Source organism: Cellvibrio sp., assembly GCF_053579595.1.
In genome coordinates this window covers 1-16,352 of record NZ_JBRFPI010000055.1, presented here as the reverse complement: position 1 = coordinate 16,352, position 16,352 = coordinate 1, and the positions used below count along the sequence as shown (strand labels likewise).

Annotated in this window: 15 protein-coding genes and 1 pseudogene; 7 read left to right on the top strand and 9 right to left on the bottom strand. The window is 44.5% G+C overall.

Features of this window, described 5'->3' with window-relative positions; genetic code table 11:
- Positions 1–483, bottom strand: a 483-nt coding sequence (locus ACWA6V_RS05530) for a PHP domain-containing protein (protein ID WP_449521545.1), incomplete at its 3' end; no start/stop codon positions are given.
- Between the two features lie 71 nt (positions 484–554).
- Between ACWA6V_RS05530 and ACWA6V_RS05525 the strand changes: the two genes are divergently transcribed.
- The 6 genes from ACWA6V_RS05525 to rlmB all read left to right on the top strand — a co-directional run bounded on the left by ACWA6V_RS05525 (position 555) and on the right by rlmB (position 4,586).
- A complete protein-coding gene (locus tag ACWA6V_RS05525) occupies positions 555–1,292 on the top strand; it encodes a VC0807 family protein (RefSeq protein ID WP_449521546.1) in 738 nt (245 codons plus the stop codon).
- Positions 1,293–1,355: 63 nt separating this feature from the next.
- Positions 1,356–1,655, top strand: a complete 300-nt coding sequence (locus tag ACWA6V_RS05520; protein WP_449521544.1) for a YciI family protein — start codon at positions 1,356–1,358, stop codon at positions 1,653–1,655.
- Between the two features lie 36 nt (positions 1,656–1,691).
- On the top strand, positions 1,692–2,351 hold the full coding sequence (locus ACWA6V_RS05515; protein WP_449521543.1) for a TIGR04211 family SH3 domain-containing protein: 660 nt from the start codon (positions 1,692–1,694) through the stop codon (positions 2,349–2,351).
- Between the two features lie 11 nt (positions 2,352–2,362).
- On the top strand, positions 2,363–3,019 hold the full coding sequence (locus ACWA6V_RS05510) for a peptidylprolyl isomerase (RefSeq protein WP_449521542.1): 657 nt from the start codon (positions 2,363–2,365) through the stop codon (positions 3,017–3,019).
- Entirely contained in the window at positions 3,003–3,773 is a 771-nt protein-coding gene (locus ACWA6V_RS05505) for a pyridoxine 5'-phosphate synthase (RefSeq protein ID WP_449521541.1), read from the top strand. The genes ACWA6V_RS05510 and ACWA6V_RS05505 overlap by 17 nt, the downstream gene beginning before the upstream one ends.
- A 39-nt stretch (positions 3,774–3,812) precedes the next feature.
- The gene (gene rlmB, locus ACWA6V_RS05500; RefSeq protein ID WP_449521540.1) at positions 3,813–4,586 is read left to right on the top strand and encodes a 23S rRNA (guanosine(2251)-2'-O)-methyltransferase RlmB; all 774 of its coding nucleotides are present in this window, start codon (positions 3,813–3,815) and stop codon (positions 4,584–4,586) included.
- A gap of 81 nt (positions 4,587–4,667) precedes the next feature.
- On the opposite strand, the gene ACWA6V_RS05495 is transcribed toward rlmB, so the two are convergent.
- Entirely contained in the window at positions 4,668–5,981 is a 1,314-nt protein-coding gene (locus ACWA6V_RS05495; RefSeq protein ID WP_449521539.1) for an ammonium transporter, read from the bottom strand.
- 410 nt (positions 5,982–6,391) lie between these two features.
- Here ACWA6V_RS05495 and ACWA6V_RS05490 point away from each other — a divergent pair, with 410 nt between their 5' ends.
- Positions 6,392–7,390 (top strand): MraY family glycosyltransferase, encoded by a 999-nt coding sequence (locus ACWA6V_RS05490; protein ID WP_449521538.1) that lies wholly within the window; start codon positions 6,392–6,394, stop codon positions 7,388–7,390.
- Here the strand turns inward: ACWA6V_RS05490 and ACWA6V_RS05485 are convergent, their stop codons facing one another.
- The 7 genes and pseudogenes from ACWA6V_RS05485 to ACWA6V_RS05455 all read right to left on the bottom strand — a co-directional run.
- Positions 7,391–9,280 carry a polysaccharide biosynthesis protein gene (locus ACWA6V_RS05485; RefSeq protein ID WP_449521537.1) on the bottom strand — a complete coding sequence of 630 codons (1,890 nt, stop codon included), beginning with the start codon at positions 9,278–9,280 and terminating at the stop codon, positions 7,391–7,393. It lies immediately after the preceding gene.
- Between the two features lie 124 nt (positions 9,281–9,404).
- Positions 9,405–9,698 carry an integration host factor subunit beta gene (ihfB, locus tag ACWA6V_RS05480; protein ID WP_449521536.1) on the bottom strand — a complete coding sequence of 98 codons (294 nt, stop codon included), beginning with the start codon at positions 9,696–9,698 and terminating at the stop codon, positions 9,405–9,407.
- 125 nt (positions 9,699–9,823) lie between these two features.
- Positions 9,824–11,503, bottom strand: coding sequence for a 30S ribosomal protein S1 (gene rpsA / locus ACWA6V_RS05475; RefSeq protein ID WP_310071340.1), 1,680 nt, complete (start codon positions 11,501–11,503; stop codon positions 9,824–9,826).
- A 326-nt stretch (positions 11,504–11,829) separates the two neighbouring features.
- On the bottom strand, positions 11,830–13,170 hold the full coding sequence (locus ACWA6V_RS05470; RefSeq protein ID WP_449521535.1) for a UDP-glucose dehydrogenase family protein: 1,341 nt from the start codon (positions 13,168–13,170) through the stop codon (positions 11,830–11,832).
- A 42-nt stretch (positions 13,171–13,212) separates the two neighbouring features.
- Positions 13,213–14,631 (bottom strand): mannose-1-phosphate guanylyltransferase/mannose-6-phosphate isomerase, encoded by a 1,419-nt coding sequence (locus ACWA6V_RS05465; protein WP_449521534.1) that lies wholly within the window; start codon positions 14,629–14,631, stop codon positions 13,213–13,215.
- A 109-nt stretch (positions 14,632–14,740) separates the two neighbouring features.
- Positions 14,741–15,634, bottom strand: a complete 894-nt coding sequence (gene galU / locus ACWA6V_RS05460) for a UTP--glucose-1-phosphate uridylyltransferase GalU (protein ID WP_449521533.1) — start codon at positions 15,632–15,634, stop codon at positions 14,741–14,743.
- Between the two features lie 25 nt (positions 15,635–15,659).
- Positions 15,660–16,352: pseudogene (locus tag ACWA6V_RS05455) on the bottom strand (phosphomannomutase CpsG); the annotation flags it as partial.

Here is a 16,352-nt window from a genome sequence, read left to right as displayed (position 1 = left end):
AGGCTTACCCGCCCCCAGATATTTTTTAAAGGCCGCATTGATGTTTTTTACTGCACCCACCGCAACCAAATATTGCGCAAAATGTGGTCGCCCCAGGGTAGCATTACCAGCAATCCCCTGCGCCCCCGACAATGCACCGGGAAATCCGGCTTTTGATAATCGATCCGCAATTGCTAGTGCGCGCGTCTTACGCGCTTGCTCCTGAAACTCCACGGCGGCAATCAGTGCAGGAGAATTTACATCAACCCCCAAGCCGACAATATGCACACCACCCTTTCCCCATTGACTGGAAAACTCTATACCAGAGATCAAGGTGATGCCTGCATCCAACGCGGCTTTTTGTGCAATCCCCACAGCAGCTATGGTATCGTGATCCGTAATCGCCAGCACTGCAACACCGCGCTCTTTCGCGCGCGCGATCACAGCTTCCGGACTAAGCATCCCGTCAGAAAAATGGGTGTGGCAATGCAGATCAAAAATCACTCGAACTCCAAACAACAAATACATCACCAGGATTGGTCATGACCGACAATAACTCTGAAAAGAATGTGAGCATGTTAGCCGATAAACCTCCCGCAGAGCCTGCAAATTCGCAGCCCAAACCTAAAAAAGAAAGTTTTTTAGCCAATCTGTTAATGAACATTGTTATCCCTACGCTGATTTTGACCAAGCTCAGCGGGGATGAACATTTGGGTGCAACCTGGGGGCTCATCGTTGCACTTGCATTTCCCATCAGTTACGGGTTGCGCGATTTTCTTATCAACAAAAAAATTAATGTATTTTCTGCCCTAGGTATTGTCAGTGTATTGCTCACGGGAGGCCTAAGCCTTTTGCATCTACCTCCCCAATATTTTGCGATTAAAGAAGCTGCAATTCCCGGCATTCTTGGCATCGTTACGCTGATTTCAATAAGAACCCGCTATCCGCTGGTAAAAACCTTTATCTATAACGATAAAGTACTGAAGATTCATAAGGTCGATGCCGCCCTGCAACACTACGGCACCCAAAAACAATTTGAGCGAACATTGAATAATGCGTCGTTGATGATTGCCGCGTCGTTCTTTTTGTCATCGGCGTTAAATTATATTTTGGCAAAAATTATTCTGATCAGCCAACCGGGAACGGCAGAATTCAATGCGGAATTAGGTAAAATGACCGCCCTGAGCTACCCCGTTATCGCACTGCCAATGATGATCATTATGATGGGGACGTTATTTTATGTATTTCGCAGTATTCGCCTGCTGACCCATCTAACACTGGAAGACGTGATTAATGATGGCAGTGAGAATTAACCGCCAGACGAACTTTATATTTTCAAAAAAATCCGTTATCGACTTTAGCCAAGAGAATGTTTCATGCTTTACGCCATTATTAGCGAAGATATTTCAAACAGCCTGGAAAAACGCAAACTAGCGCGCCCCGCTCACCTCGCCCGCCTACAACAATTGAATGACGAGGGCCGCCTATTTGTTGCTGGCCCTCACCCGGCAATCGACAATAGTGATCCAGGTGACGCAGGCTTTACTGGCAGCCTGGTTATTGCTGAATTTGGATCCCTCGAGCAAGCGCAATCCTGGGCAGATGCAGATCCTTATGTGGCGGCTGGTATTTACGCCAAGGTTGTTGTAAAACCATTTAAAAAAGTATTGCCTTAAGTCTTTTTCTTTTCATTTTTAAGGATCGGAGCAACTGTGAAAAAAATATCCCTTCTTGGCTGTACGCTATCGCTTTTCACTTTGTCGTTAGTCAGTGTACCTAGTATCGCCGCAGATAAATATGTATCTGACGTTATCTACATTCCTGTGCGTAGCGACAAAAATTCGCAAGCCAGTATTTTGCAGCAAGGATTAGCGAGCGGAACCAAACTCAGTTTTATTCGCGAAGAAACTGGCACTGACAATAATCTATGGTCACTTGTTATAACACCGGATGGCACCGAAGGCTGGGTGCGCAGCCAAAATGTAACTGACAAACCAACTGCCGCGTTACAATTGGCGGCACTATCTAATTCCTCACGCGATTTATTGACATTACAAACTGAAAATGCGCAGCTCAAAGAACAGCTCGCAAAAGTTCAGCAAGAGCATCAACAACTATTGGCTGACACAGAAGATATGCGTCAGGCTGCCACTACAGCATTTAATCTGGAAGAAGAACATCAACGCATGCTCAAAGATAACCAACTGTTACAAACCCATGCTGATGTACTCAAAGCGGAAAATGAAAAACTCAAAAATGCTGACCGATTTAATCATTGGATTTACGGCGGTGGATTAGTGTTTGGTGGTGTTTTCCTTTCTTTTATTTTGCAAGCCTTCGGTCGTCGCAAACGCAGATCAGAATGGCGCTGAGAGTAGCTAACATGTTAAAAAAAATCGTGCATTTATTATTGGGTTTTAGTCTGGTTACCAGCATCAATGCTTATGCTGCTGAAAACACCCTGGTGGCAATAAAGACCGATTTGGGAACATTTGTCGTAGATGTGTATTCCAAATCTGCACCGGTGACCGCGCAAAACTTTCTTGGTTATGTAGATGCCAAGTTTTATGACGGCACTATCTTCCACCGTGTAGTACCTGGCTTTGTTGTTCAGGGTGGCGGGATGACATTCGATTTTGCTGAAAAAGAGACCCGCAAACCGATTGTAAATGAATCGGTGAACGGTTTGAAAAATGATTACAAAAGTGTAGCTATGGCGAGACAACAGGACCCCAACAGTGCAACAGCGCAGTTTTATATCAACCTGAAAAATAACCCGTCATTAAATGCCACTGAAACAAAACCAGGCTACACGGTATTTGGTAAAGTGGTTGCAGGAATGGAAGTGATTGAAAAAATTGCACAAGAACCGCGTGGAATGTTTAAAGCCTTTCCGGAAGCTCCAAATTATGCTGTACGTATACTGAGTGCAGAACGAATTGATGCGAGTAGTTTGAACGCATTGATTGAGTCGCAAAATACCCCCAAACCATCCAGCATTAAAGATGCATTGGTACCCATTAATGACCCCCAGCAATAACACTGCACTCAGTGTCAATTTAAATAAAATTGCACTGATCCGAAATTCTCGCCCAGGAAATTACCCGAGCGTAATTAGCCATGGCGAGATCTGCATTCAATCAGGCGCAGACGGGCTTACAGTGCACCCCCGCCCGGACCAGCGCCACATCCGACCACACGATGTTTATGAACTCAGTGAGCTGGTCAAATCCCACGCGGGCATTGAATTTAATATCGAAGGAAACCCCTACGCAGAATTGCTGGGGGATTTTCCCGGCTTTATTAAATTAGTACAGGACGTGCGCCCACACCAATGCACATTGGTGCCCGACTCCAATGATCAACTTACATCTGATCACGGCTTTAATTTAAAGGTAGCAGGAGAAAAATTACGCCCACTGATTTGTGAATTGCAGGATCTCGGGGTCCGCGTCAGTTTATTTATGGATCCGGATATAGAACAAATCTCACTGGCCAAAGAGCTGGGGGCTGATCGTATTGAGTTATACACTGGCCCTTATGCCGACGCGTTTAAGCGTCAGGATGAACACTTTCACGCATTATTCCAAACCTATATCGATGCAGCAATCCACGCACAAAAAATTGGCATTGGCTTAAATGCCGGGCACGATTTAAATTTGGAAAATCTTGCCCTTTTTCGTCAAGTGCCCGGGTTGCTGGAGGTGTCCATTGGTCACGCACTGATAGTAGACGCAATCGCAATGGGGTTGCCGACAACGGTGCAAGCATACAAAAAACTCTGCTCGGCCTAATCCTACCCCTACCCCCCTCACTAATGCAAGAAACCTAGTATGAACAAACCCCGCGATGACAGCCCCGCTTATCTGGAAAAGAAGCGTTTTTTTGATTCATTAATGACTGTCTATGGGCGAAAAACTGTTCTCGAAGCACTGCAGGATCCCGCGACATTTATTTATCGCCTGCATCTGGCCCGCAGCAATAAATCAGCGGATATTCTTGACGATATTATTTCGTTGGCAAAAGCAAAAGGGGCAGAGATTATTTATCATGAGCGGCAAGCATTATCGCGCATCTCTAAAAATGCATCACAAGATCAAGGGGTGGCAGCCGATTTACAATTGCGCGGCTATAAACTCTACGATGAGTTTCTTGCAGAAAACAAGAAAAAAAATTATACCCTGCTGGCACTGGATGGAGTACAAAACCCACAAAACCTGGGCATGATTATTAGGTCGGCTTGCGCTGGCAATATCGATGGAATATTGCTGCCCCAAAAAGGGAATGCTCAAATTGACCCGCTTGTTATTAAAGCGAGCGCTGGCACTGTATTTCGAGCTCCGTTATTGCGCTGTAAAGATCTCCCCCACGCTTTAGGTGACTTTAAGCAAGCAGGTGTAATTGTCTGCGCCCTATCGTCACACGCCTCAACAGAACTTAAAAAATTCACCCCTGATGCCCCATGCATTTATGTATTAGGCAATGAGTCTGAAGGGGTTTCAAGGGAGGTTACTAAACTTTGCAACGAGCAAATCTGTATTCCAATGAATAATGGCGTGGAGTCGTTAAATGTTGCAGTCACAGCAGCCTTAATTGCCTTTAAATAATCGGTATTGAATTCCCATGTCGACCAAATAAAAAAGAGGAGCAAAAGCTCCTCTTTTTTATTGGATTTGTCACATACTAAATTAAAGCTTGTAGCCATCCTCTTCATGCAGGCTCAAATCCAAACCAACACTTTCCTCTTCTTGGGTTACACGTAAGCCTGAAGTAAATACACCAGTCACTTTCAGTAAGATATAAGTTACAACTGCGGTATAAACAAAGGTAACAACGACACCCAGCAATTGCACAACTAACTGCTCACCCATAGAGGTGATGCCACTGGCGAAACCTTGCCCGCTAAATACACCAAGTTCAGTAGATGCAAATATCCCGGCGAGAATTGTGCCCAACACACCACCAACACCATGCACAGGGAAAACATCGAGTGAATCGTCGATTTTCCATACGCGCTTTATCAGCTGAGTCATGAAGAAACAGACAACACCAGCCGCCAAGCCAATCACTAACGCACCGCCTGGACCAACATACCCAGATGCCGGGGTAATAGTGCCGAGCCCCGCGACCATCCCGGTCACAATACCCAACACACTCGGCTTTCTGAAGCGCAGCCATTCAATAGTCATCCACGCCAAGGCACCTGCTGCTGCAGAAATATGAGTCACCAACATTGCCATAGCTGCATTGCCATTGGCAGCAAGGGCGCTACCAGCATTAAAACCAAACCAACCAACCCAAAGCATACCTGCACCAGTAACCGTCATCGTCATATTGTGCGGAGGCATTGCAGTTGTTGGAAAGCCATTGCGCTTGCCAATCACTATGGCGGCAACAAGCGCCGCCACACCTGCAGTGATATGCACGACTGTACCGCCCGCGAAATCCAACAAGCCTTTTGCGAATAGCCAACCTGACCCAGCCCACACCCAGTGACAGACTGGAATGTAAACAGCAAATAACCAAAGTGCAGAAAAGATCAACATGGAGGAGAACTTCATGCGCTCTGCAAAAGCACCAACGATCAACGCTGGCGTAATAATGGCAAAGGTCATTTGATACATTGCATGCAGACTAAGCGGGATATCTCCCGCCAACGCGTCCTCGCTGATGTTGGCCATGAACACCATACTCAAATCACCAATCCATGCATTACCAGTTCCGAACGCCAAGCTGTAGCCTGCGATCAACCATAGGATTGAAACCAAACAAGCAATCGCAAAACATTGCATAAGTACCGACAAGATATTCTTTACACGCACCAAGCCACCATAGAACAATGCCAAACCAGGCAAGGTCATAAAAAGAACCAATGCTGTTGAGGTCAAAATCCAGGCTGTATTAGCGCCATTAATTGTCGCCTCTTGGGCAAGTGCGCCCTGACCATAAATAGTCAGTAGCCCCCCTAATAGCGCAAAGAGTTTGAAATTTAGCTTCTTCATAGTGACCCCATGATGGTTCTTTTGGTTAATAGGATGTGATCCGATTGCACTTTAATTTTTTGGTGAACCTTGCTCTGTTTTGACTCAGAGTCAATCTACTGATTGCACAAAGTGTAGGAAATATCCCCCACCCCATAAAGCAATCGCACCAGATAAAGGCAAAAAATATCCATTTATTAGGTAATAATTAAAACGAAGCAGGAAAAAGCAAATTTTAAACCATAATTATTTTTTATATATTTTTCATAGACATATAATCTTTAGCACCAAGGCGAACCATCATAAATGCACCACACAAGAACATATGAATATTTTTACAGGTCTATTTTGGTGCAAAACGATGAAGTGCCGTATCCCGATAACCTAAGATACAATCCACTACCTCAAACCACTAAATAAAGGATCACACATTGACCAAGTGGCTCACCCTCTGCGTATTGCCTGTATTGATTTCACTGCTCCTCTCGCGCTTAGTAATCCATCATTTTGGGAAGCGCCTGCTAGACACACCCAACTCTCGCAGCTCCCATCAAACTCCCACCCCGCGAGGCGGCGGCATTGCCATAGTTGGAGGCGTGGTCATCGCATTATTAGCTGCTTTGAGCCTGGGTCATTTAACTCTCTCCACTATTTACTGTTTGATGATTCCAGCAGGACTAATAGCAATTCTTGGAATCTGTGACGATTTGTTCAACTTGAATGTAGCTATACGCCTAACCATACAGTTTTTGCTTGCCGGCTTAGGTATTTATCTGATTGGGATCAACAATGAATGGCCAGCTCTCATTCAATTGTTAACCACATGCATCGCGATTTTATTTATTGTGTGGATGACAAATTTATACAATTTTATGGATGGAATTAATGGCTTGGCAGCACTTGAAGCAATCTGCGTCTGTATGGGTATGGCGTTAATATATTGGATAAAAACCACACACACAGACGTTATCTATTTATTGATAATTATCTCGGCAAGCGCTGGTGGGTTTTTATTTTGGAATTTTCCTAAAGCAAAACTTTTTATGGGGGATACTGGCAGTCTTTTTCTTGGCCTTGGTATTGGCCTACTTGCTATTGGAAGCATAACTGACGATTTGCGCATTTTTTCAGCTTGGCTAATTATGCTTGGTGTATTTATTGTAGATGCCAGTTACACACTTTTTTGCCGCATCCTCACCCGACAAGCTGTTTACCAAGCTCATCGAACTCACGCCTATCAAAAAATTGCAATTAAATTAAATTCACATACTTATGCAACGCTCGCGATTGTTGCCATAAATCTATTCTGGCTTCTACCTATCGCAGTTGCAGTCACAACAACTCAGATACATTTTTCAGTTGCGCTAGTGATTGCCTACACGCCTTTACTAATTATCGCGCGTAAATTTCGCGCAGGTTGTATCGAGTAATCAATTAACAAGTAAAACTTTATTTTCCTCAGGCAATTCTGGTGCGTCGATTAGATAACCCGTGGGCACCTCGAACAACAATGATTTAATTAAATCACTGTTGTTCGATTCACACGCAACAGCCAAACGCTTCAAAAACAATTCCATCTCCTGCCACGATATAAACTGTTCCATCGCACGAAAAATTCTACTATGCTCTGTGGGAGCAACATTGTCACCAATAAGAAGCTCTTCAAACAATTTTTCACCAGGGCGCAAACCTGTGTAACTAATGGCAATATCGCCATCACGGTCATGTTCATCGCGAACAGTAAGACCCGACAGGCTTATCATTCGTCTTGCCAGATCCACGATTTTTATCGGCTCTCCCATATCCAATACGAAAACATCACCGCCATGCCCCATTGCCCCAGCCTGAATAACCAACTGGGCAGCCTCACGAATCGTCATAAAATAACGAATGATGTCAGGGTGAGTTACTGTGACAGGCCCTCCCTCTTTGATTTGCTTGCGAAAAAGCGGGACCACAGAGCCTGATGAACCTAGCACATTGCCAAACCTAACCATTACGAAACGTGTTGGCGATTTTTTTTGTGCAAGGCTTTGCAGAATCAACTCAGCCAATCGTTTAGACGCTCCCATAAGATTTGTGGGACGCACGGCCTTATCAGTAGAAATAAGTACAAACAGCTCTACGCCGGCATTTATAGCAGCCTCAGCACAAAACTGTGTTCCAAACACATTATTTTTCATTCCCTCGACGCAATTGCTTTCAACCAAGGGAACATGTTTATAGGCGGCAGCGTGATACACAGTTTGAACCCTATGCTCCACCATAATAGAATCAAGTAGCCGCGAGTTTTGAACAGATCCAAGCAATGCGACAACACTAACTTGATCTACATTTTTCCCTGCAAGCTCGCGCTCAATGCTATAAAGACTAAACTCATTGTGATCTATCAATATTAATTTTCGCGGCTTCAGCTCAATAATTTGCCGACAAAGCTCACCGCCAATCGACCCGCCCGCCCCGGTAACCAAAACAACCTTATCCAAGACTGAAGCTTCCATTAAATGTTGCATTGGTTGGACGCTATCGCGCCCTAGCAGATCATCAATATCAACATCACGCACATTTTCGATTCTCGCCTTACCAGACAAAATATCGGAAAACTCGGGAATTGTTTGAACATTGATGTGATATTTTTCGAGCTTTTTAATAATATCAAGCCTGGTGCTGTGCGAGGTTCGCCCCAGGGCAAGCAGAAGCTTGCTTGCACCTGTCGCTGAAATTAATTTGGGAATCGATTTTGGGGAATAAATTTTTATATTAGAGAGCAAGGTGCCGTGCAAAAATTTATTATCATCAACAAAAGCAGCAACACGGTACCCCGTGTCCTGCAGCGCCTGCAATAGTTGATGACCCGTTCTGCCTGCACCGTAAACAATCACCGGAATAGCTTCTCTTGCTGGTAACGCCCCCAACATTAAAATGATATGACGCACCAACAATCTCGGACCCCCTATCAGCAAGATCATCAATGCAATATAAATAAAAGGGACTGAGCGCGGTATTTTTGAATATGTCATAAAACCGGAAATCGCCAACGTGGCGCCGGACAAAAATACACAGATTACGATGGTTACTATTGCCGGCTGGGTCATATACCTGAGAATGGCTCGATACATCCCCATACGGATAAAAATAAACAAGCTGGAAACAATGGTTATCAGTAATGCAGCCAATTCTTTTGCGGTGATCACTACATCAAAGGTGCCCAACCTAAGACAAATTGACAGATAAACACCGAGTGTAATAGCAAGTGCATCATAGGATAAAGAGATCAAGCGCTTGGCAGGTCTTGATGCTTCAAACAATTTCGTAAACATAGATAGCAACTCGGCGAATCACAAAGAGATCGCAAGGAATAACGTAAAGCGGAGAAGAATATCGGAAGGGAGGGTATAAAAACAGTATCGCTTTAGCAAACGATATCAGCAGCAAAGTGCCAACTTATAACTTGAAAATGCTTTCGTTAACGCGATCACGCATTTCCTTACCTGGCTTGAAATGAGGAACATACTTGCCTTCAAGGACAACAGCATCCCCCGTTTTAGGGTTTCTACCTGTACGAGGTGCGCGGTAATGCAAAGAAAAACTACCAAATCCACGAATCTCAATACGCTCACCTGATGCGAGAATATCGGACATATAATCCAGCAAAAGCTTCACCGACATTTCAACATCTTTAATGGTTAGTTGGTTTTGTTTTTCAGTAATATATTCAATCAATTCTGACTTTGTCATAACCTGATCTCTGTTATTAAACAAACACTCAAACAACACCACTGGATACGCATAAAATACAAAAAACGACACAACAACACAGTATATCGGTGACCAGAAGACTGGCCACCGATTCGCAAGAAAGATTACTCTTTACTTTGCATTTGCGCTTTGATCAGATCACCCAAAGTGGTTGGAGAAGCCTGATCAGATTGCTTGCTAGAAAGTTCTTTCATAGCAGTCTTCTCTTCTTCTACATCTTTGGATTTTACCGACAGGCTAATGCTGCGATTTTTGCGATCTACAGCAATAATCTTGGCTTCAACTTCGTCACCCACTTTCAACAGGTTACGTGCATCTTCCACTTTCTCACGGCTCAATTCAGAGGCCTTGAGAACAGCTTCAACGTCATCGGCCAAAGTGATTACAGCAGCTTTAGCTTCAACCTCTTTAACGATACCTTTAACAACAGCACCTTTATCATTTACAGAAACGTATTCTGAGAATGGATCGGTTTCAAGTTGCTTGATACCCAAAGAAATGCGCTCGCGCTCTGGATCGATGGCCAATACCACAGTCTCCAGCTCATCGCCTTTCTTGTACTTGCGAACAGCTTCTTCGCCTGCTTCATGCCAGGAGATGTCAGACAAATGAACCAGACCATCAATACCACCATCCAAACCGATGAAGATACCGAAGTCAGTGATTGACTTGATTTTGCCGCTGATCTTGTCACCTTTGGCGCAAGTGCGAGCAAATGCATCCCATGGATTCTCTTGGCATTGTTTCAGACCGAGAGAGATACGACGACGCTCTTCGTCGATATCCAATACCATAACTTCAATTTCGTCACCCAACTGAACAACTTTTGAAGGATGAATGTTCTTGTTAGTCCAATCCATTTCTGAAACGTGGATCAAACCTTCAACGCCTTCTTCCAACTCCGCGAAACAACCGTAATCAGTCAAATTGGTTACTTTTGCTTTCACACGAGCGCCTTCAGGGTAACGCTTGGTGATTTGTATCCACGGATCTTCGCCCAATTGCTTCAGGCCAAGAGAAACCCGGTTACGCTCACGATCGAACTTCAATACTTTAACGTCGATTTCATCGCCGACGTTTACGATCTCGCCTGGATGCTTGATACGTTTCCACGCCATGTCAGTGATGTGCAACAGACCATCAACACCGCCCAAGTCAACAAATGCGCCGTAGTCGGTAAGGTTTTTAACGATACCTTTAACAGCTTGACCTTCTTGCAGTGTAGCAAGCAGCTCATCACGCTCAACAGAGTTGGCTTGTTCCAACACTGCACGGCGAGAAACAACTACGTTGTTGCGCTTTTGATCGAGCTTGATAACTTTGAATTCCAGCTCTTTGCCTTCGAGGTGGGTAGTTTCGCGCACAGGGCGAACATCAACCAAAGAACCTGGAAGGAAGGCACGGATACCAGCAACGTCAACGGTGAAACCACCTTTAACCTTACCGTTAATAACACCTTTGATAACTTCTTCAGCAACATGTGCTGCTTCAAGAATTTTCCACGCTTCAGCGCGCTTGGCCTTCTCACGTGACAGCTTGGTTTCACCGAAACCATCTTCTACGCTTTCCAGAGCCACTTGTACTTCATCGCCGATTTGGAGTGTCAATTCACCCAATTCATTGCGGAATTGCTCAGCAGGAATAACACCTTCTGACTTCAGGCCGGCGTGAACAGTCACCCAGTCCTTATCAATATCAATTACTACACCGGTAATAATAGTACCCGGAACCATATCAACGGTTTTTAAACTTTCTTCAAATAACGCAGCAAAACTTTCGTTCATACTCATGGTATTACCTATAAATTAGAGATGCAGACGTTAAAAACTCGCCCCATCTATTCCGCATGGCCAGTCATACGGGTCAGTTAAAGTAAAATGGAAGCTCCCTCAGGCTGGGTTTGACAGATTCCACTACTGCTAAAAATGTATCCGAGACGCAAATCAAAGCATAGAAAATCAGCAGGTGCGCAAGGCTAGCAGAATGCCCCATATTTTTCAATAGGTTAGCTATGTTTGCGTCGCGAACTGGGGGTAGGAACGAATTGTAAAGGGAGGGAAAATGAGTGATCGCTAGAAAACATGGCAACCACCCATTAAGTATTTAAAAATCAGCGCCTTACGACACTTAGGCCACGCCCCACAGCATAATACTCAATACCCAATGAAGCCATTCTGTCTGGTTCATAAAGGTTGCGCCCATCAAAAATGACCGGATTACGCAGGGCAGATTTGAGCAGATCAAAATTCGGCGCACGAAAATTTTTCCATTCAGTACAAATAACCAGTGCATCCGCGCGCTCAAGCGCGGCTTCTTTCGTACCCACCAGCTTAAGATCATCACGCAAACCATAGATGTGCTGCGTCTCTTCCATTGCGACCGGGTCATAAGCCTGAACCTTGGCACCTGCAGCCCAAAGAGCCTCCATCAACACCCGGCTTGGGGCCTCGCGCATATCATCGGTATTGGGCTTGAAGGATAAGCCCCACAAGGCAAACACCTTACCTTTCAGGTCATTGCCAAAATGACGGGCTAAATAGGTAAATAATTTGCTTTTCTGCGCCTGATTAACCTTATCGACCGCCTCCATAAGACCAGCTTTGTAATCCACATTGCGGGCAATATTGATCAGCGCCTTAACATCTTTTGGAAAGCAGGAACCGCCATAGCCACAACCAGGGTAAATAAAGTGATATCCAATTCGCGGATCAGCCCCTATGCCATTGCGCACTTTTTCAATATCGGCACCCAGCAACTCTGCCAAGTTAGCCATCTCATTAATGAAGCTGATTTTTGTTGCAAGCATCGCATTTGCCGCATATTTAGTTAATTCTGCGGAACGGACATCCATAAAAATCATGCGATCATGGCTGCGATTAAATGGAGCATAAAGCTCGCGCAACAATTGCTCTGCCCTTTCACTATCAGTACCAACCACAATACGGTCAGGCTTCATAAAATCATTAATAGCAGCCCCCTCTTTTAGAAACTCCGGGTTGGACACAACATCGAAGGGGATACTAACCCCGCGCTTACCAAGCTCATCCGTAAGTGCGGTATGGACTATCTCTGCAGTACCTATTGGCACTGTTGACTTATTAACAACCACTCTGTAATCAGTAATACGCTGACCAATTGTTTTTGCTACAGCAACTACGTATTGCAAATCGGCAGAGCCGTCTTCACCAGATGGAGTTCCAACAGCAATAAACTGCAGCTCACCATGCTGAACAGCAAGATCCATACTGGTGGTAAACTTCAGCAAACCATGTTGAACCGCCTGTTTAACAATTGCCTCCAGTCCTGGTTCATAAATCGGAATAATCCCTGCATTCAGGTTATCCACTTTTTTCTGATCGATATCAACACAAAGAACATCATGACCAACGTCTGCAAGGCAAGCGCCAGTTACCAAACCAACATAGCCAGTTCCAAATACCGTGACTTTCATTAGAAACTCCCTAGCCTGTTAAAAATAGATTGATAAGCTTTCTTAAGATCGACCATAACTATCTTCGTAACGAATTACATCATCCTCCTCTAGATATGGGCCTGACTGCACCTCAACAATTTCCAAGGGTATTTTTCCAGGATTACTTAATCTGTGTTTTGTGCCAACTGGAATATAAGTAGATTCATTCTCTGACAATAAAAGTGTTTCTTCGCCTTTTTGAACAAGTGCCGTTCCTTTAACAACTATCCAGTGCTCTGCGCGATGGTGATGAACTTGTAATGACAAGCTGCCACCAGGTTTTACGCGAATACGATTTACCTGATAACGGTCACCCGCATCTATTGCATCATAACAACCCCACGGACGATAAATTTCGCGATGCTGAAGATGCTCAGAACGATTCTGCTTTTCGATGTGGGTAATAATTGACTTAACCTGTTGCGCCTGGGACTTATCAGCGACCAACACAGCATCCGGAGTGTTGATAATCATTAAATTATTAACACCTAATGTGGCCACTAATTTATCCTGCGAGAAAACCAACGTATTAGTTGACCCTATATCGATACTGTCACCAATCAAACTATTGCCCGAAGCATCTTTGTCGGAAAGATCCCAAAAAGATTTCCAATCTCCAACATCGCTCCACCCAGCATCGAGTGGGACGCAAACTACATTCCGGCTTTTTTCCATAAGCGCGTAATCAATGGAAATGTTGGGCGCCTGCGCAAAAGAGTCTTTATCAACTCTAATAAAATCCAGATCCTGTACCGCCCACACCTTTGCTTGCTCAGCAGCAACAACAACATCCGGGCTCTGGCTTTGAAGCTCACGCAAAAACACCTCTGTCTGGAACACAAACATACCGCTATTCCAGTAATAACAACCCTCAGCAAGATATTGTTCTGCGGTCGCCAGATCGGGCTTTTCTACGAACTCAGCAACAGGGAAAAAAGCCGCTGCTTCAGCGTCTACCCCATTCAGGGTTTTAATATATCCATATCCTGTTTCAGGGCGAGTGGGGTGTACACCAAACGTGGCAAGATGTCCAAGCTCTGCCGCTTTAATAGCATCAGCAAGTGCCGCCTGAAATACTGCAACATCGCGAATCATATGGTCCGCTGACAACACCAAGAGAATGGGGTTATCACCTAATGTTCGCGCATGAATAGCAGCTAACGCCAATGCCGGCGCAGTATTGCGCGCAATAGGCTCTAAAATTATTGACGATTTTTGTTGGCCGATTTCATGTAATTGTTCCGCGACCATGAATCGATGCTCTTCATTGCAGACTACAACGGATGGCGCAAGGTGGGGCACACCTTGCAAGCGCAACAATGTTTGCTGCAACATGGTTTTATCTCCAAACAATTTCAACAATTGCTTTGGATAATGTTTACGCGACAAAGGCCACAGGCGCGTTCCTGAGCCGCCAGCAAGTATTACAGGAATAATCAATTAATTCTCCTTAATGAAAAATGTCGCACCTGAAGCTATCTGTCAGAATAACCTACTAAGAGATTAAAAACGGTATTTCAGTAGTAACCAATTCAAGCCTCATCAATAGTTAAATTTTGTAGCGATCCTTTAAAAATGTTTTAAATTTGCTACCGATTTCACTATGACGCTCACCATAAATAACATTAGCCATCAGGTAGCCAATTTTTGTTCCGCAATCATGGCTACGCCCTACCAATTGATATGCTTCAACAGTTTCCTGGCCTAGAAGCGCATCCAAAGCATCAGTAAGTTGAATCTCCCCGCCCGCCCCCGGCATTGTTTTTGCCAACAAATCCCATACGGTTTTTGACAAAACATAGCGACCAACAATTGCCATGTTTGAGGGAGCTTCATCTACAGGTGGTTTTTCCACCATTGCTTTAATCGCCGCTGTTTTTCCAGCCGGAATTTCTACGCCAGAGCAATCAACCACGCCGTATTTATCAACCTGGTCATGAGGCACCTGTTCCACCAAAATCTGACTGTTGCCTGTTTCTTCGAAACGTTTGGTCATTCCGGCCAGATTGTCTTGCTTTAGATTACATTCTGCATTATCTACAATCACGTCGGGCAATAAGACTGCAAACGGCTCGTCACCTACTACTGATTTAGCACACAGGATTGCATGCCCTAATCCTTTTGCTTCGGCTTGGCGAACAGAAATCACTGTGAGCCCTGGAGGTGTAATGGAGCGCACTTCCGCCAGCAGGGAGCGCTTCAGGCGCGATTCAAGTTGTGCCTCTAATTCAAAACTGGTATCGAAGTGATTTTCGATCGCATTTTTACTTGCATGAGTTACTAATACGATTTCTTTGATGCCTGCGGCCGCGGCTTCTTCAATCACATATTGAATCAATGGTTTATCAACAACCGGCAGCATTTCTTTAGGTATTGCTTTGGTTGCTGGCAACATACGTGTTCCAAGGCCGGCCACTGGAATAACTGCTTTCTTAACCTGCATAATCGTAACCTTCTAAATTTTTATTTTAGCTGTTGAGTAAATTCAGTACTTCCGTTGTTTTCTGGTCAACCAATGTTTGGTTGTTGCGACTTTCCACATTTAAACGTACGACAGGTTCCGTGTTTGACATCCGCAAGTTGAAGCGCCAATCATCGAACTCAAGACTAATTCCGTCTGTCTTATCAATAAACTTGGCGGCTGAAACGTAGTGATTAAATACTTTGTCTATGGCAATTTTTGCATCAGCAACATGGCTATTGATTTCGCCCGGCGACGGGAACTTGGCAATACGATCTTCTAGCATGCGTGACAAGGTTTGCTGTTTTCGGCTCAGCAACTCACATACCAATAACCAGGGAATCATGCCGCTATCGCAATAAAAAAAATCACGGAAATAATGATGCGCACTCATTTCACCGCCGTACACTGCATCTTCTTCACGCATACGCTCTTTGATAAACGCATGGCCAGTTTTGGATTGAATAGCCAGGCCACCATTTTGTTGAGCGATATCCAATGTATTCCAGGTCAAGCGAGGATCATGAATAATTTTTGCACCTGGGTTTTTGAGCAAGAAAGCCTCAGCCAATAAGCCAACAATGTAATAGCCTTCTGTGAATGCACCCGTTTCATCAAAGAGGAAACAACGATCAAAATCTCCATCCCATGCAATTCCCATATCGGCTTTATGCGCAATAACTGCTGCAGTGGTAGATGC